Genomic DNA, 17,248 nt, shown 5'->3' on the forward strand with positions numbered 1-17,248 from the left:
CGCAGCCCGGCCCGTTGGTGAAACACCGTGGAACCGGCTTCGCCGGGCCACTGGGGTTGCCCCCGGTAGGGGGTGGGCGTCCCGACACGAAGTGCGGGACAACCTGGGGGCGAGCAATAGCTAATGCCTGGTGTCGTGCGGGGGAAGTGCGAAGTCGGTTGGGGACGCGAGGTCGTCATTGTCGTCGTCGTCCTCGGGCTGGGCCCAGAACAGTCGATCGGGCAGCACGTGACCCATGCCGGGGCGAAAGCCCGCGTCGAGGCAGCGGTCCATGTAGCTCAGGGCCTCGCTGGTGGCGGCGACCAGATCGGTGCCGCTCGCGAGCAGCGCCGACAGCGCGGCCGACAGGGTGTCGCCGGCGCCCGCGAACACCGCATCGAGCCGCTCGTATTTCTCGCTCGCCAGCACCGACTGCGGCGAGGCCAGCACGTTGTCGATGAACTGGTCGGGCAACACCAGCCCGGTGACCAGCGTATAGGGCACGCCGTACTCGCTCGCCGCCTTGGCGATGTCGCGCGCCGTCGGCGGCCGCTCGCCGCTCCAGTCGGGCAGGAGCCAGCGCCAGAGCGTGCTGTGGTTGCCCACCAGCACCGTGGTCTGCGGCAGCACCAGCTCGCGAAAGGCGTCGAGGTAGGCCTCGATCTGGCTGTCCTCCCACCACGAGAGGTTCGGCATGTAGGCCACCACGGGCACTTCGGGATAGTCGGTCGCGGTCTCGGCCACCGTGCTGAGGTTCTCGGGCGAGCCGACGAAGCCGACCTTGATCAGCTGCACCTCCACGTCCTCGAGGATCGAGCGCGCCTGCTCGGCGACGGCCTCTTCATCGAAGCTGAAGTGGTCGAAGATTTCGGCCGTGTCGCGCGCATAGGCGCCGGTGACCACCGCCAGCATGTGGGCGCCGACCGAGGCCATGGCGAGCGCGTCGCCGCCCAGGCCGCCGGCGCCGCTCGGATCGCTCGCATTGAAGACCAGCACGCAGGGCGGATTCAAATCAGCTTCCGCCGCGCTCTCTTCGTCCGAGGGGTCGGTAAGATCGCTGATTTTGCGATCGTGCTCTGGTGGTAGTAAGTAAGTTTTCATACTCGAATCAGGGCTCACCAGATGGTGGCATATCTGAGACGCTTGTCACGTGAATAGTTGATACGTTTGGATACGATCGTTGCATTTGATGAACAGGGACCTTAAGCTGCGATGAATACGAAAACCTGGATGTGCCTGATTTGTGGGTGGATCTATGACGAATCGGTGGGCGTGCCAGAGGATGGTATTGCGGCCGGTACGGCCTGGGCGGATGTTCCGATGAACTGGACCTGCCCGGAGTGCGGGGCGCGCAAGGAAGACTTCGAAATGGTTGAGATCTGAAGCATGGCATAGGGCCGCGCTTCTTGCGCTCCCCGAGGGGCGCAGCTACACCCGGGTGTCACACGAGGAGCGGTGCGAATGAGCGCGAATGGATCTGGTTACAAGGTGCTCGTCATCGACGACAGCAACACCATTCGGCGCAGCGCCGAGATCTTCCTGAAGCAGGGCGGCCATGAAGTCCTGCTCGCCGAGGACGGCTTCGATGCGCTGTCCAAGGTCAACGACCACAAGCCCCATCTGATCTTCTGCGACATCCTGATGCCGCGGCTCGACGGCTATCAGACCTGCGCCATCATCAAGCGCAATGCCACCTTTTCCAATGTCCCGGTCGTGATGCTGTCCTCGAAGGACGGCGTCTTCGACAAGGCGCGCGGCCGCATGGTCGGCTCCCAGGACTACCTCACCAAACCCTTTACCAAGGACCAGCTGCTCCACGCCGTGCAGCAGTTCGGTCTCGTCCAGGAAACGCAGTAATGGCGATTCGCAAAGTGCTCGTGGTCGACGATTCCAAGACTGAACTCGTGTTCCTGACCGACCTGCTCCAGAAGAACGGCTTCTCGGTCAAGACGGCGGAGAACGCGGATGACGCGATGCGCCGGCTCGAGGAGGAGCAGCCCGACCTGATCCTGATGGACGTCGTGATGCCGGGGCAGAACGGCTTCCAGCTCACGCGCGCCATCGCCCGCAACCCGCAGTACGCGGCCGTGCCGATCATCCTGTGCACCAGCAAGAACCAGGAAACCGATCGCGTGTGGGGCATGCGCCAGGGTGCCCGCGACTACATCGTCAAGCCGGTGAACGCCGCCGAGCTGATGGCCAAGATCAGCGCCCTGGCCTGATCGCACACCGCCGCCGTCCATGGCCAACCGCGACGCTCTCCGCGCTTTCCAGTCCCGGCTCGCCAGCCGCCTGCAGGCGGCGCGCACCTCGGACGTGTCCGCATCCTGGCTCGCCGTGGAGGCGGGCGAATCGAACTACCTGTTCCCGCTCGGCCACGCCGGCGAGATCTTTCCCTGGGTGGCCCCGCAATCCGTGCCCTACACCGCGCCCTGGTTCCTGGGCGTGGCCAACCTGCGCGGCGGCCTCTACGGCGTGGTCCAGCTGTCGAGCTTCGCCGGCGGCGCGGCCACGGCATCCGTCGTGAACGACGCGGCCCGCGCGCAGTCGCGGCTGGTGGCGCTCAATGAAATGCTGGAAGTCAACTGCGCCTTGCTGATCGACCGCCTGGTCGGACTGCGCGGCGTGGAGGCCTTCGTGGCCTCGGAGGCGCCGCAGGGCGACGCGCCGCCCTGGTTCGGGCACTCGTACACCGACGCCGCCGGAGGGCGCTGGCAGGAAATCAACCTGCAGGCACTTTCGCAGCAACCCCAGTTTTTGAGCATCGGCGCCTGAGCGGCCTGCCGAGCACCGACTACAACCTGAAGGACCGACCGTGAGCTCGATCGCCGACAAGTTCAAGAAACTCCTGCCCCAGGGTGGCAACAGCGTCACCGTGGGCGCCGACAGCACGGCCACCCTGTCGCTGGACAGCATCGAAACCGTGCAGACGGGCGACGACAGGGCCGAACCGGTGCGGCGCGATGCCGTGCCGGAGCCCGAGGCCCCCACGACGGCGGCCGATGCCGTGCTGCAGAGCGTGGACGAGGCGCCGCCGGCCGAGGGTTCCGGCGCCGTGCCGCCGCCGGTCGCGACCCGATCGAGGCGATCGCGGCGATCCAGCCCGGCGCGCCAGCAGCGGATCCTCGCGCTGGCCCTGGCGGGCGTGGTGCTGCTGCTGCTGCTGGTCGCCGGCTCCGCCATCCTGCGCGCCGAACGGCTGGCGCAGCAGGTGGCGGCCACCGGCCAGTCGCTGATGCAGTCGCAGCGACTCGCCAAGTCGGTGTCGCAGGCGCTGGTCGGCAACGTCGCCGCCTTTGCCGAGGTGCGTGACAGCGCCGACGACCTGACCCGCCGCGTGCAGGGCCTGACCAACGGCGACGACGCCCTCAAGCTGGAGCGCGCGGGCAGCCAGTACGACGCCGAGCTCGGCAAGATCGGCCCGCTGGTCGAGCGCGCCGACAAGAATGCCAAGGCCGTGCTCGCCCAGCAGAAGATCCTGACCCAGGTCGGCACCGCGCTGCGCGACATCAATCGCCAGTCCTCGGACCTGCTCGAGATGACCGAGACCGTGGCTTCCCTGAAGATGCAGCAGAACGCGACCATTCCGGAAATCTCCGCCGCCGGCCAGCTGGTGATGCTGACGCAGCGCATCGGCAAGTCGGCCAATGAATTCCTGACGGTCGAAGGCGTGAGCCCGGACGCCGTGTTCCTGCTCGGCAAGGACTTGAACAGCTTCCAGGAAATCACCCGCGGCCTGCTGGACGGCAGCCCGCAGCAGCGCCTGCCGGGCACGCGCGACGCGCAGACGCGCCAGCAGCTCGAAGCGATCCTGAAGACCTACGAATCGACCCGCACCCAAGCCGGCGCCATCCTGGGCAACCTGCAAGGCCTGGTCGCCGCGCGCGAGGCGCAGGCCGCCATCCTGGCCGACAGCGAACCGCTGCGCACCGCGCTCGGCGACCTGCAGGAAAAGCTCTCGGCCCGCACCGGCCTCGGCGCCGGCACGGTGGTGATGCTGTTCGTGCTGTCGCTGGCCGCCCTGGCGCTGGCCGGCGCGATCGGTTTCGTGCAGGTGCGCGAAGGCCGCGAGCGTGCCGCCGCGGCGGAGCGCGATCGGGTCGAGGCCGAGCGCGTGAGCGAAGACGCGAGCCGCGTCAACGCCGCCAACCAGGCCGCCATTTTGCGTTTGATGAACGAACTGCAGACGGTGGCCGAAGGCGACCTGACGCAGGAAGCCACCGTGACCGAGGACATCACCGGCGCCATCGCCGACTCGGTGAACTACACGGTGGAAGAGCTTCGCCTGCTGGTGGGCAACGTGCAGAACACGGCGACCCGCGTGGCGCAGACCACCTCGCAGGTGGAAAGCACCTCGACCGAGCTGCTGGCCGCATCGACCGAGCAGCTGCGCGAGATTCGCGAGACCGGCCAGTCGGTGCTGACGATGGCCGAGCGAATCAACGGCGTGTCCTCGCAGGCGCAGGAATCGGCCACGGTGGCGCGGCAATCGCTGCAGGCCGCTTCCTCGGGCCTGCAGGCGGTGCAGAACGCGATCGGCGGCATGAACTCGATCCGAGACCAGATCCAGGAAACCTCCAAGCGCATCAAGCGCCTGGGCGAATCCTCGCAGGAGATCGGCGAAATCACCGAGCTGATCTCGGACATTACCGAACAGACCAACGTGCTGGCGCTCAACGCCGCCATTCAGGCGGCGTCTGCCGGCGAAGCCGGTCGCGGCTTCTCGGTGGTGGCGGAAGAAGTGCAGCGCCTGGCCGAACGCTCGGCCGACGCCACGCGCCAGATCGCGGCGCTGGTGAAGGCCATTCAGACCGATACCCAGGATGCGGTGGGCGCCATGGAGCGTTCCACGCAGGGTGTGGTGGAGGGCGCGAAGCTGTCCGACAACGCCGGCACCGCGCTGTCGGAGATCGACCGCGTGTCGCGCCGGCTGGCCGAGCTGATCGAGCAGATCTCGCAGTCTGCTTCGCGCGAAGCCGATTCGGCCAACGTGGTGGCCGCGAACATCCAGCACATCTTCGCCGTGACGGAGCAGACCGGCGAGGGCACGCGGACCACCGCGCAGCAGGTTCGCGAGCTCTCGCACATGGCGGAGGAACTGCGTCAGTCCGTGTCTCGTTTCAAGATTGCCTGAACGCCGAGCGCCCAACGTGTCGACCCCAAGCCCCACCGTCGCCCACACCGCCGGCAACGCGCCGGCCACCGAGGATCTCGGGCCGCTGGCCTGGGTCCTGGGAGAGATCCAGAAATCGCTCGACGGAGTCGGCAAGACGCTGCGGCGCTTCGCCCGCGAGGCTGCCTCCGCCGCGCCGGGCGCGGAGATCGACACGGCGCCGCTGCGCCTGACGCGCCAGCATCTGCACCAGTCCGTCGGTGCGCTCCAGATGGTGGGCCACACGGCGCCGGCCCTGGTGCTGGGCGCGATGGAGTTCGCGGTCCAGAGCTTCGTCACGGAGCCGCTGCGCTGCACCGAGAGCGCGGTCGAGAAGATCGATCGCGCGGGCTTCGCGGTGGCCGATTTCCTCAACGCGATGATCGCCGGCAAGGTGGTGTCGTCGGTGGCGCTGTTCCCGCAGTACCGCGAGGTGCTCGAACTGGTCGGCAACGAGCGGGTGCACCCGGCCGACCTCTGGAGCATGACCTGGCGCTGGGTCGAGATCAAGCCGGCGCCGACCCAGACCGCGCTGGTCTACGACCCGGCGGTGCGCTCCAAGCTCGACCGCGAGGTACTCAAGGTCGTCAAGAGCGGCGACGACCACGCCGCCCGGCGGCTCCAGGCGCTGTGCCTCGGGCTCGGGCGCGGCGCGTCGATGCCGCGGGTCGCGAGCTTCTGGACCCTGGCCGCCGGCTTCTTCGAGGCCCTGGCGCTGGCGCTGATACCCACCGACTCGCATGTGAAGCGCGCCGCCTCGCGCGTGCTGCTGCAATACGCCACCCTGGCACGCGGCGACAACACCGTGTCCGATCGCCTGGGCCAGGACCTGCTGTTCTTCTGCGCGCAGGCCGCGCCCGGCACGCGCGACGAGGCCGCCACCTTGCGCGCCGTGCGCGCCGCATGGGGCGTTGCCAACGAGCAGACGGTCGACTACACGATCGAGCAGTTCGGCCGCTTCGACCCGCTGGTGCTGGCCCAGGCGCGCAAGCGCATCGAGGCCGCGAAGGAGATGTGGTCGGCGCTGTCGGGCGGCGACACCAGCCGCACGCGGCAGGTCGCCGACACCTTCGCGCAGCTCGGTGAATCGCTGCAGAAGCTGCATCCGCCCAGCGCCCCGATGGTGCAGGCGCTCAACAATGCGGTCGAGGCCTCGATGGGTTCGGGCCAGCCGCCGGCGACCGAGCTCGCGATGGAAGTCGCGACCTCGGTGCTGTACCTCGAGGCCGCCTTCGAGGACCTCGATCCGCACGACCGCCAGCTCACGGCGCGCACCGTGCAACTCGCGGGCCGCATCGAGCGGGCCCGCGACGGCGGCCGTTCGGAGCCGCTCGAGCCCTGGATGGAGGAACTCTACCGCCGCGTCAGCGATCGCCAGACCATGGGCACCGTGGTCAGCGAGCTGCGCAGCCACCTGAGCGAGCTCGAGAAGTCGCTCGATCAGTTCTTCCGCCGGCCGACCGAAAAGGGCCTGCTGCGCACCGTGCCGAGCCAGCTGCTGCAGATGCGCGGCGTGTTCTCGGTGCTCGGCCTCGACCAGGCGGCGCAGACCGTGCAGTGCATGCGCGAGAACGTCGACCAGCTGCTGGCCGAAGAATCGCCGGCCGACGAGATCCGAGCCTTCGATTCGCTCGGCAACAACCTGGGCGCGCTCGGCTTCCTGATCGACATGCTGAGCTACCAGCCGGCGCTGGCGAAGCGCCTGTTCGTCTTCGATGCCGAATTGGGCGAGCTCAAGCCGCTGATGGGGCGGCAGGGATCCGAAAGCGCGGCGCCGGAAGGGGCGGCGCCGGCGTCCTTCGCCGCGGCATCCGGTCCGGTTGCCGTGACCGAAGCCGTGCTCAGCGTCGAGGAGGTGGATGCACAGATCGCGGCCAAGCTGGCGGCGCTCGCAGCGCCGGGCAGCCGCAAGCCGCCGCCTTCGCCGATCGAGGAGTTCAGCCGCGCGACCGCCAGCTGGACCTCGAAGATCACCGGACCGGCGCCGCTGGAAGGCATGCTTCCCGACACCGAGGTCACCGAGCTCGAGGAGGACGATCTCCAGAACATCTTCCTCGACGAGGCCCGCGAGGTGCTGCACAACGGCCTGGCCGCGGTGTCGGCGCTCGGCGCCCGTCCGGACGACGATGGCGAACTGACCGTGCTGCGGCGCGCCTTCCACACGCTCAAGGGCAGCTCGCGCATGGTCGGGCTGATGGATTTCGGCGAGGCCGCCTGGTCCTTCGAGCAGGTTCTCAACACCTGGCTGGCCGACCAGCGCCCGGCCACGCCGGAGCTGATCGCCGGCACGCGCAGCGCGCTGACCGATTTCGCGAAGTGGGTCGAAGCCATCGCCGGCGGCCAGCCGCACGACTGGCACTCGGCGCCGTTCCGCAGCATGGCCGAGGCCTTGCGAACGGGGGAACCGCTGGTGGTGCCCACCCGCGTGGCCGATGCCGGCGCGCTGGTCGCGGCCGCCCGTCACATCGCCGCGGAATCGCAGGCCGAGGCGCCGCCCGCCGCCGGGCCCGAAGGGTTGCCGGCGCTTCCCGATCTGGACCTCCCCGATCTGGACCTCGGGCCGATCGCACTCGATGTGCCGCCGACCGCAGAGCCGGCCGCAGCAACGCCGCCCGCTGAAGCCGCCATCGTGTGGCCGGGCCTGCACGAGCCCTCCCGGGACGAGGAGGCGCCGCCCACCCCGGACGATTTCGTCTCGACGGATTTTCTCGACTTCGAAGGCGACCCCACGCCGGAAGCACCGGCGGACCTGGGCGAACTCGAGGAGGTCGACTTCCTCGAGACCGTCCATACCTCGCTCGAGCCCGTCGCCAGAAGCCCGCGGCCGGAGCCGGATCCCGAAGCCGAAGCCGAAGCCGAAGCTGCGACGTCCACGGGCTTCGAGTCGACGGTCTTTGCCCCTGCGCCAGAGCCAGAGCCCGAGCTGTCTTTCGCCTTGAGCCTGGAGCCCGAAGCGCAGGCCGAGCCGCCGCCGCCGGCCATCAGCGTCGAGCCCGAACCCGTGGTCGAGCCGCTGGCGCTGGCCCCGGTGGCAGAGGCTGCCGAGGCAGAGGTGCCGCCCGAAGCCGCCGCGCCATCGGCGGCGGCCGAGCCGCCGGCCGAGATCGAACCCGAACGCCCGTCGCTGCCCAGCGCCGAGGAGCAGGTCAAGGTCATCGGGCCGCTGCGCATCGGGATTGCGCTCTACAACGTCTATCTCAACGAAGCCGACGAATGGTCGCGGCAACTGGCCACCGAGGTCGGCGAATGGGCGCTCGAATCGCACCAGCGGGTGTCCGACTCGACGATCGGGCTGGCGCATTCGCTGGCCGGCAGTTCGGCGACGGTGGGATTCCAGAGCCTGTCGGGCATGGCGCGCCTGCTCGAGGCTGCGCTGCAGCATCTGCAGATGCAGGGCCGAGGCACGCCCCAGCAAGGCACGGTGCTGGTCGGCGCGGCCGAGGAATTGCGGCGCCTGCTGCATCAGTTCGCGGCCGGCGTCCTCAAGGATCCGGCCGAAGGCACGCTGCGGGCGCTGCGCGAAGTCGCCGCTTCCGTGCTGCCGGTCGAAGCGGCCGAAGCGCGGACTGTCTATCCGCACCTGGTGCGCGACGGCATGGCGGACGTGGCGCTCGACGACTCCGAGGACGCCGTCGACGTGGCCGATGCGGTCGACGTCGACCTGTTCCCGATCTTCGAGGAAGAGGCCGCCGAGTTGCTGCCGCAACTCGGCGCCGCGCTGCGCGAGTGGGCCCAGCGTCCCGAAGACACCGCGCCGCGTGCGTCCACGCTGCGCACCCTGCACACCCTCAAGGGCAGCGCCCGGCTGGCCGGCGCGATGCGCCTGGGCGAGCGCGCGCACCGGATGGAGTCCGAGATCGAGTCGCTCGGCGCCGCGGGCGCCGAGCGTTCGTCGATCGAACGGCTGCTGGCGCGCTTCGATGCGCTGCAGGCGACCTTTGACGCGCTGCGCGCCGCCGACGATGCGATCCAGACCGAACTGGTGCAGCGCGCGGTGGCGCCCCCGGCCCCTGCGAAGGTCGCGGAACCGGCGTCGGCCGCTGCGGCGCACGTCCGCGATGCGCCGCCAGAGGCGGCGGCTGCCGCCGAGCCCGCCGTCCAGCGCGGCACGGTGGCGATGCCATCGCCATCGGCCCTCACGCCGCTGCGCGCGGTCTCGAGCCAGGCGGTGCGCATCCGCACCCACCTGCTCGACCGCCTCGTGGCGCAGGCCGGCGAGGTCATCATCACGCGTTCGCGGCTCGAGGCCGAACTGGGCCAGCTGCGCAGCTCGCTCGGCGACCTGACCGGCAACCTGGATCGCCTGCGCCAGCAACTGCGCGACATCGAGGTCCAGGCCGAGAGCCAGATGCAGTCGCGCCTGGCCCAGGCCAAGGATTCGCAGAAGGGCTTCGACCCGCTCGAGTTCGACCGCTTCACGCGGGTGCAGGAACTGACCCGCATGATGGCCGAGTCGGTCAACGACGTGGCGACCGTGCAGCGCACGCTCCAGAAGACGGTGCAGGCGACGGAAGACGACCTGAGCGCGCAGGCGCGCCAGACCCGCGAGCTTCAGCGCGGACTGCTGCGCACGCGCATGGTGGAGTTCGAGGGCATCTCCGAGCGGCTGTACCGAGTGGTGCGCCAGGCCTCCAAGGACACCGGCAAGCAGGTGCGCCTGGACATCACCGGCGGCTCGATCGAAATGGACCGCGGCGTGCTGGACCGCATGACGCCCGCCTTCGAGCACCTGCTGCGCAATTGCGTGGCGCACGGCATCGAGGACGCGGCGGCGCGCGAGAAAGCCGGCAAGGACGCCAGCGGCCTGATCGTCATCGAACTGCACCATGAAGGCAACGACGTCTCGGTGAGCTTCCGCGACGACGGCGCCGGCCTCGACCACGCGCGCATCGCGGCCCGCGCACGCGCGCTCGGGCTGGTCGCCGAAGGGCAGCCGCTCAGCGATGCGGACGCGGCCGAGTTGATCTTCCAGCCCGGCTTCTCGACCGCCGAGCAGGTGTCCGAGCTGGCCGGCCGCGGCATCGGCATGGACGTGGTGCGGGCCGAAGTCGCCGCGCTCGGCGGCCGCATCGAGACCCACAGCCAGGCTGGCCAGGGCACGACCTTCAAGCTGGTGCTGCCGCTGACCACCGCGGTGACGCACGTGGTCATGCTGCGTGCCGGCGGCACCTCGGTCGGCGTCCCCTCCAACCTGGTCGAGCTGGTGCTGCGCGCGAGCGCCTCGGACCTCGAGTCCGCCTACCTCGAACAGCGCTATTCCTTCGGCGGCGAGCAGGTGCCGTTCTACTGGGCCGGGGCGCTGCTGCAGTCCTCCGCGCGCAGCGAGCGCGCGCCGTCCAAGGCCAACACGATCGTCATCGTGCGAAGCGCGGCCCAGCGCGTCGCCCTGCACGTGGACGAAGTCCTGGGCAACCAGGAAGTGGTGGTCAAGAACCTCGGGCCGCAGCTGTCGCGACTGCCCGGCATGGCTGCCATCTCGGTGCTGGCCTCGGGCGCGGTGGCGCTGATCTACAACCCCGTGGCCCTGGCCGCGGTGCACGGCGAGCAGGCGCGCGAGTTCCAGGCCGCCGCGCGCCGCCAGCCCGCGGCGCGTGGCGCGCAGCCCGCGGCCTCGCAGTCGCCGGTGGCGCCGCAGGTTCCCCTGGTGCTGGTGGTGGACGATTCGATCACGGTGCGGCGCGTCACGCAGCGCCTGCTGCAGCGCGAAGGCTACCGGGTGGCGCTGGCGGCCGACGGCCTGCAGGCGCTCGAGCGGCTGCAGCAGGAGCGGCCGGCGGTCGTGCTGTCAGACATCGAGATGCCGCGCATGGACGGCTTCGACCTGGCGCGCAACATCCGCGCCGACCAGTCGCTGGCCGACCTGCCGATCATCATGATCACCTCGCGGATCGCCGAGAAGCACCACGACCACGCGCGCGCGCTGGGCGTCAATCACTACCTCGGCAAGCCATATTCGGAAGACGAACTGCTGCGGCTGGTGCGCAGCTATACAGGGGTCGATCTGCCGCAGGTGCTGGCGGCCTGAGCGACGGGGCAGGGCGGGGCGTCAGCGTTTCGGGCGCGGCTCCTGCTGCCTGACCACCCCATAGCGCTGCAGCGTGCGCTCGCGCGCCTCGGCGTGGTCGACGACCGGCTTCGGGTAATTCACGCCGAGTTCGACGCCCGCCGCCAGCAGTTCGACCGGCTTGGCGGTCCAGGGTGCATGGATCGCGCCGTCCGACAGTTTGGCGAGCTGCGGCACATAGCGGCGGATGAACTTGCCCTCGGGGTCGAAGCGTTCGCTCTGGGTGACCGGGTTGAAGATCCGGAAATAGGGCTGGGCGTCGCAGCCGCTCGAACTCGCCCACTGCCAGCCGCCGTTGTTCGAGGCCAGCTCGAAGTCGTTCAGGTGCAGGGCGAAGTAGCGCTCGCCGCGCCGCCAATCCAGCCCCAGGTCCTTGCAGAGAAAGCTCGCGACCACCATGCGCAGCCGGTTGTGCATGTAGCCGGTCTGGTTGATCTGCGCCATCGCGGCGTCGACCAGCGGATAGCCGGTGCGGCCCTGGCACCAGGCGTCGAACAGCTGGTCGGCGTGCTTGCCGTGGTGCCACTGGATCCTGTCGTACTCGGGCCGGAAGCTGCGCGATTCGCCGCCTTCGGCCACGTGCGGGTGGTGGGCCAGGATCTGGAAGTAGAAGTCGCGCCAGATCAGCTCGCTGAGCCAGGTCGCCGCGCCGCCGCTGCCCTGCTGCGAGAGCGGGTACGCCAGGCCCGCGAGCTGGCGGATCGAGACGGTGCCGAAGCGCAGGTGGACGCCGAGGTAGCTCGGGCCGCGCACCGAGGGGAAGTCGCGCGCCGTGTCGTAGCGGTCGATGCGCTGCAGGAAGTCGCCCAGCAGCGCGGCGGCGCCCTGGCTGCCGGTCGGGATCTCGAGCCCGGACAGGTTGGTCTTCTCGAAGCCCAGCTCGGCCAGCGCGGGCACCGGCGCGCGCAGCGTGTCGGGCGGCGGCGCCAGCGCCTCGGCATGGCTGCGCACCGGATACGGCTTGAGATAGAAGGCGTCGACCTTGGCCAGCCAGGCACGCTTGTAGGGTGTGAAGACGGTGTAGGGCTGCCCGGTCTGCGTCAGCACCTCGTCGCGCTCGAAGATGGCCTGGTCCTTGCAGGTGTGGAAGGCCACGCCGGCATTGGCCAGCGCGCCCAGCACCCTGGCGTCGCGGTCGAGTGCGCCGGGTTCGTCGTCGCGGTTCGCGAACACCGCCTGCGCTTCCAGGGTGCGCGCCAGTTGCGCGATCTCGTCCTCGGCCGCCGCGTGGCGCACGATCAGCCCGCCGCCCAGCGCCTCGAGCTCCGCCTGCAGCTCCACCAGGGACTCGCGGATGAACTCCACCCGCCGGTCGCGGCGGGGCAGGGGATCGAGGATCGCGCGGTCGAAGACGAACACGCAGACCACCTGCCGGCAGGCTCGCAGGGCCTGGTAGAGCGCCGCGTTGTCGTCCACGCGCAGGTCGCGCCTAAACCACATCAGGCCCCTGGGATAGATTTTGTCGACGGCCAGTAAAATCGGCGGCATGGCCTTCGATTCTGCCCCCATGAACCTCACGCATCATTTCCTGATCGCGATGCCGGGTCTGGAAGACAAGGCATTCAACCGCAGCGTGGTCTACCTGTGCGAGCACAGCGAGCGCGGCGCCCTGGGCCTGGTGATCAACAAGCCCAGCGACATCAACCTCAAGGTGCTGTTCGAGAAGATCGAACTGCACCTGTCGCGCCCTGAGCTCGGCAATGCGCCCGTGTACCAGGGCGGCCCGGTGCAGACCGAGCGCGGCTTCGTGCTGCACGAGCCGGTGTTCGCGGACGCCGACAAGCCCAACGAGTCGGTCTATGCCTCGACCATGACCATCCCGGGCGGCCTCGAAATGACCACTTCCAAGGACGTGCTGGAAGCGATGGCCACCGGCGCCGGACCGCGCAAGGTGCTGGTCTCGCTCGGCTACGCGGCCTGGGGCGAGGGCCAGCTCGAATCCGAGCTGGCCGAGAACAGCTGGCTCACGGTGGGCGCCGACCCGGCCGTGATCTTCGACACCCCGGTCGAGCAGCGCTACGACAAGGCCCTGTCGCTGCTGGGCCTGGAGGCCTGGACGCTGTCGCCCGAAGCGGGGCACGCATGAGCGTTCCGGCGATGCCTGACCGCGCTGTCCCTGCCCCGTCCGTCCCCTCCCATTTCCAAAGCTTCCTGGCCTTCGACTATGGCCAGAAGCGCACCGGCGTCGCCAGCGGCAACCGGCTGCTGCGTAGCGCCACGCCGCAGGCCACCATCAAGGCCGAGGGCAATGCCCGCTTCGCCCAGGTCGAGGCCCGGATCCGCGAATGGCAGCCCGACGCGCTGGTGGTCGGCGTGCCTTACCACCCCGACGGCGCGCCGCACGACAACACCCGCGCCGCCCAGCGCTTCGCCCGGCAGCTCCATGGTCGTTTCCAGCTGCCGGTGTACGAGGTCGACGAGCGCTACAGCACCACCGAGGCGCTGGCCGGCGGCGCGCGCGACGCCGATGCCGCGTCGGCCTGCATCATCCTTGAACAGTTCCTGAGGAGTCTCCCGTGAACGCAATCCCCGACGCCGAAGCGCTCTATGTCGAGCTGCTGCGCGGCGTGAAACCCCTCATGCGTCCCGACACGCGCCTGGTCGGCATCACCTCGGGTGGCGCCTGGCTGGTCGAGCGGCTGCAGAAGGACCTGGGCCTGCCCGGCGCGCCCGGCATCATCTCCTCGGCCATGCACCGCGACGATTTCGCCCGCCGCGGCCTCGCCGCCAGCGCCCAGACCACGCTGCCCTTCGACGTCAACGGCGCCGACGTGCTGCTGCTCGACGACGTGCTCTACACCGGCCGCACCATCCGGGCGGTGCTCAACGAGCTGTTCGACTTCGGCCGCCCGGCCTGCGTGCGGCTGGCGGTGCTGATCGACCGCGGCGGCCGCGAGCTGCCGGTGGCGGCCGACTTCGCGGCGCAGCGCCTCGATCTGCCGGCCACCCAACTGCTCGCGCTGGCGCGCAGCGATGCCGGCGCCTTCAGCTTCAAGGTGGAGGAAAACACCTGATGTTGTACAAGCGCAACCCCCAGCTCAACAAGAACGGCGAGCTGATCCACCTGCTGTCGATCGAGGGCCTGCCCAAGGACATCGTCACCCACATCCTCGACACCGCGGCCAACTTCACCAGCGTCAGCGACCGCGAGGTCAAGAAGGTGCCGCTCCTGCGCGGCAAGAGCGTGTTCAACCTGTTCTTCGAGAACTCGACGCGCACCCGCACCACCTTCGAGATCGCGGCCAAGCGGCTGTCGGCCGACGTGATCAACCTGGACATCGCGCGCTCCTCCGCCACCAAGGGCGAATCGCTGCTCGACACCATCGCCAACCTCAGCGCGATGGCGGCCGACCTGTTCGTGGTGCGCCACAGCGAGTCGGGGGCGCCCTACCTGATCGCCCAGCACGTGGCGCCGCACGTGCACGTGGTGAACGCGGGCGACGGGCGGCATGCGCACCCGACGCAGGGCCTGCTCGACATGTACACGATCCGCCACTACAAGAAGGACTTCGCGAACCTCACGGTGGCGATCGTCGGCGACGTGCTGCATTCGCGCGTGGCGCGCTCCGACATCCACGGGCTCACCACGCTGGGCTGCGCCGAAGTGCGCGTGGTCGGCCCGAAGACGCTGGTGCCGTCCGACATGGCGCAGATGGGCGTGCGCGTGTGCCACACGCTCGAGGAAGGGATCAAGGACTGCGACGTGATCATCATGCTGCGGCTGCAGAACGAGCGCATGAGCGGCGCGCTGCTGCCTTCGTCGCAGGAATTCTTCAAGACCTTCGGCCTCACGCCCGAGAAGCTGCAGCTCGCCAAGCCGGATGCGATCGTGATGCACCCGGGGCCGATCAACCGCGGCGTCGAGATCGATTCGGCGGTGGTCGACGGCCGGCAGAGCGTGATCCTGCCGCAGGTCACTTTCGGCATCGCGGTCAGGATGGCCGTGATGAGCATCGTCGCAGGAAACGAAGCATGAGCAAGATCCTGATCGTCAACGGGCGGGTCGTCGATCCTGCCTCGGGCCTCGACCGGCAAGCCGACATCGCGATCGCCGACGGCGTCGTGCAGGCCATCGGCGATGTCTCGCCCGACTTCCGGCCCGAGCGCACGCTCGACGCCCAGGGCTGCCTCGTCGTCCCCGGCCTGGTCGACCTGGCCGCGCGGCTGCGCGAACCCGGCTACGAGCACGAGGGCATGCTCGAAAGCGAGATGGGCGCGGCGGTGGCCGGCGGCGTCACCAGCCTGGTCTGCCCGCCCGACACCGACCCGGTGCTCGACGAGCCGGGCCTGGTCGAGATGCTCAAGTTCCGGGCCGAGAAGATGCAGCGCGCGCGGCTGTTCCCGCTCGGTGCGCTGACCCGCGGCCTGGCCGGCGAGGTGCTGACCGAGATGGCCGAGCTGACCGAGGCCGGCTGCATCGGCTTCGGCCAGGCCGAGGTGCCGCTGGGCAACACGCAAGTGCTGCAGCGTGCGCTGCAATACGCGAGCACCTTCGGCTACACGGTGTGGCTGCGGCCGCAGGAGCGCGACCTCGGCCGCGGCGTCGCCGCCAGCGGGCCGCTGGCGACGCGTCTCGGGCTGTCGGGCGTGTCGGTCGCGGCCGAGACCATCGCCATCTTCACCATCGTCGAACTGATGCGCAGCACCGGCGCACGGGTGCACCTGTGCCGCCTGTCGAGCGCGGCCGGGGTCGCGCAGGTGCGCGCGGCCAAGGCCGAGGGCCTGCCGATCAGCTGCGACGTCAGCATCAATTCGCTGCACCTGGCCGACACCGACATCGGCTTCTTCGACAGCCGCGCGCGCCTCAACCCGCCGCTGCGCCAGCAGCGCGACCGCGATGCGCTGTCGGCCGGGCTGGCCGACGGCACCATCGACGCGCTGGTGTCCGACCACACGCCGGTGGAAGCCGATGCCAAGACCCTGCCCTTCGCCGAAAGCGAGCCCGGCGCGACCGGTCTCGAGCTGCTGCTGCCGCTGGCGCTGCAGTGGGGCGAGCAGAGCGGCGCCGGCCTGCGGCGAGCGATCGAGGTCGTGAGCGCCGCGCCGGCGCGGCTGCTGAACGCCGAAGGCGTGGGCCGGCTGGCCGTGGGCGGCGCGGCCGACCTCTGCGTGGTCGACCCGGCGCACGAATGGCTGGTGCGGCCCGAGACGCTGAAAAGCCAGGGCAAGCACACGCCCTTCGGCGACTACGCGATGCGCGGACGGGCCCGTTTCACGCTCGTGGGCGGGCGGGTGGTGCACGGCTGATGCACGCCCTGTCCGCCAGCTGGAAGCTGCTGCGCGCGGTCGCGCACGCATTGGCCGGCTGGTGGACCATCCGGACCCGGTTCCCCCGGCTCTCGCCCGCCGAGCGCGAGCAGCGTGTCCAGCAATGGGCCGAGCGCATGCTGAACCTGATGGGCATCCGTCTCACGGTGCTGGGCACCCCGCCCGCGCAGGGGCCGGTGCTGGTGGTGTCGAACCATCTGTCCTGGCTGGACATCCTGGCCATCCATGCGGCACGGCATGTGCGTTTCGTTTCCAAGGCAGGGGTGGGCCACTGGCCGCTGATCGGCACCCTGTCGACCGGCGCCGGCACGCTCTACATCGAACGCGAGCGCCGCCGCGACGCGGTGCGCGTGGTGCATCACATGACCGAGGCGCTGCGCGCGGGCGATGTGATTGCCGTCTTCCCCGAGGGCACCACCAGCGACGGCGACGGCCTGTTGCCCTTCCACGCCAACCTGCTGCAAGCGGCGATCTCGGCCGGCGCGCCAGTGCAGCCGGCCGCGCTGCGCTTTGCCGATGCGGCCAGCGGCGACACCAGCCATGCGCCGCGCTACATCGGCGACGACAACCTGCTGAGCTCGCTGTGGGCCACGCTGAAGGCGCCGCCGCTGCTGGCGATCGTGCGATTCGGCGAGCCCCAGTCGTCGCTGGGCCGCGATCGCCGCGTCTGGGCGAAGACCCTGCATGTCGACGTCCAGGCGCTGCGCCGCGAGCTCAAGTAGCGCCTCGCCAACAATTAAGAAGTTCGGCCTCCTGCGGGAGCCCCTCGAGGCGGACTCCAGGGC

At 69.7% G+C, this 17,248-nt stretch carries 14 protein-coding genes; 12 read left to right on the top strand and 2 right to left on the bottom strand.

Going from position 1 to position 17,248, the window contains the following annotated elements; translation table 11 throughout:
- Window positions 1–120 precede the first annotated feature (120 nt).
- Window positions 121–1,080, bottom strand: a complete 960-nt coding sequence (gene thiD / locus AB4Z46_RS11740; RefSeq protein ID WP_442283670.1) for a bifunctional hydroxymethylpyrimidine kinase/phosphomethylpyrimidine kinase — start codon at window positions 1,078–1,080, stop codon at window positions 121–123.
- Between the two features lie 111 nt (window positions 1,081–1,191).
- Here thiD and AB4Z46_RS11745 point away from each other — a divergent pair, with 111 nt between their 5' ends.
- From AB4Z46_RS11745 to AB4Z46_RS11770, 6 genes are all read left to right on the top strand, one after another.
- Window positions 1,192–1,362, top strand: a complete 171-nt coding sequence (locus AB4Z46_RS11745; protein ID WP_081781356.1) for a rubredoxin — start codon at window positions 1,192–1,194, stop codon at window positions 1,360–1,362.
- A 78-nt stretch (window positions 1,363–1,440) separates the two neighbouring features.
- Window positions 1,441–1,836 carry a response regulator gene (locus tag AB4Z46_RS11750; RefSeq protein WP_442283671.1) on the top strand — a complete coding sequence of 132 codons (396 nt, stop codon included), beginning with the start codon at window positions 1,441–1,443 and terminating at the stop codon, window positions 1,834–1,836.
- Window positions 1,836–2,201, top strand: a complete 366-nt coding sequence (locus AB4Z46_RS11755) for a response regulator transcription factor (RefSeq protein ID WP_028249487.1) — start codon at window positions 1,836–1,838, stop codon at window positions 2,199–2,201. The genes AB4Z46_RS11750 and AB4Z46_RS11755 overlap by 1 nt, the downstream gene beginning before the upstream one ends.
- A 19-nt stretch (window positions 2,202–2,220) precedes the next feature.
- Window positions 2,221–2,754 (top strand): chemotaxis protein CheW, encoded by a 534-nt coding sequence (locus AB4Z46_RS11760; protein WP_442283672.1) that lies wholly within the window; start codon window positions 2,221–2,223, stop codon window positions 2,752–2,754.
- Window positions 2,755–3,034: 280 nt separating this feature from the next.
- Complete coding sequence (locus tag AB4Z46_RS11765) at window positions 3,035–5,113, top strand: methyl-accepting chemotaxis protein (RefSeq protein WP_442283768.1); 2,079 nt, start codon at window positions 3,035–3,037, stop codon at window positions 5,111–5,113.
- Between the two features lie 16 nt (window positions 5,114–5,129).
- A complete protein-coding gene (locus tag AB4Z46_RS11770) occupies window positions 5,130–11,156 on the top strand; it encodes an Hpt domain-containing protein (protein ID WP_442283673.1) in 6,027 nt (2,008 codons plus the stop codon).
- Window positions 11,157–11,177: 21 nt separating this feature from the next.
- Here AB4Z46_RS11770 and AB4Z46_RS11775 read toward each other — a convergent pair whose 3' ends face one another.
- Complete coding sequence (locus AB4Z46_RS11775) at window positions 11,178–12,683, bottom strand: cryptochrome/photolyase family protein (RefSeq protein WP_442283674.1); 1,506 nt, start codon at window positions 12,681–12,683, stop codon at window positions 11,178–11,180.
- On the opposite strand from AB4Z46_RS11775, the gene AB4Z46_RS11780 reads away from it, so the two are divergent.
- Genes AB4Z46_RS11780 through AB4Z46_RS11805 form a run of 6 tightly spaced genes read left to right on the top strand, consistent with a single transcriptional unit; the run spans window position 12,682 to window position 17,185 of the window.
- A complete protein-coding gene (locus tag AB4Z46_RS11780; protein ID WP_442283675.1) occupies window positions 12,682–13,281 on the top strand; it encodes a YqgE/AlgH family protein in 600 nt (199 codons plus the stop codon). The genes AB4Z46_RS11775 and AB4Z46_RS11780 overlap by 2 nt on opposite strands.
- An 11-nt stretch (window positions 13,282–13,292) precedes the next feature.
- Entirely contained in the window at window positions 13,293–13,715 is a 423-nt protein-coding gene (gene ruvX / locus AB4Z46_RS11785; RefSeq protein ID WP_442283676.1) for a Holliday junction resolvase RuvX, read from the top strand.
- Complete coding sequence (gene pyrR / locus AB4Z46_RS11790) at window positions 13,712–14,209, top strand: bifunctional pyr operon transcriptional regulator/uracil phosphoribosyltransferase PyrR (RefSeq protein ID WP_442283677.1); 498 nt, start codon at window positions 13,712–13,714, stop codon at window positions 14,207–14,209. The genes ruvX and pyrR overlap by 4 nt, the downstream gene beginning before the upstream one ends.
- Window positions 14,209–15,171, top strand: coding sequence for an aspartate carbamoyltransferase catalytic subunit (locus tag AB4Z46_RS11795; protein ID WP_286525482.1), 963 nt, complete (start codon window positions 14,209–14,211; stop codon window positions 15,169–15,171). The genes pyrR and AB4Z46_RS11795 overlap by 1 nt, the downstream gene beginning before the upstream one ends.
- A complete protein-coding gene (locus AB4Z46_RS11800) occupies window positions 15,168–16,442 on the top strand; it encodes a dihydroorotase (RefSeq protein ID WP_442283678.1) in 1,275 nt (424 codons plus the stop codon). The genes AB4Z46_RS11795 and AB4Z46_RS11800 overlap by 4 nt, the downstream gene beginning before the upstream one ends.
- On the top strand, window positions 16,439–17,185 hold the full coding sequence (locus AB4Z46_RS11805) for a lysophospholipid acyltransferase family protein (protein WP_442283769.1): 747 nt from the start codon (window positions 16,439–16,441) through the stop codon (window positions 17,183–17,185). The genes AB4Z46_RS11800 and AB4Z46_RS11805 overlap by 4 nt, the downstream gene beginning before the upstream one ends.
- Window positions 17,186–17,248 lie beyond the last annotated feature (63 nt).

This window comes from Variovorax sp. M-6 (assembly GCF_052114385.1).
Taxonomy (GTDB): Bacteria; Pseudomonadota; Gammaproteobacteria; order Burkholderiales; family Burkholderiaceae_C; genus Variovorax.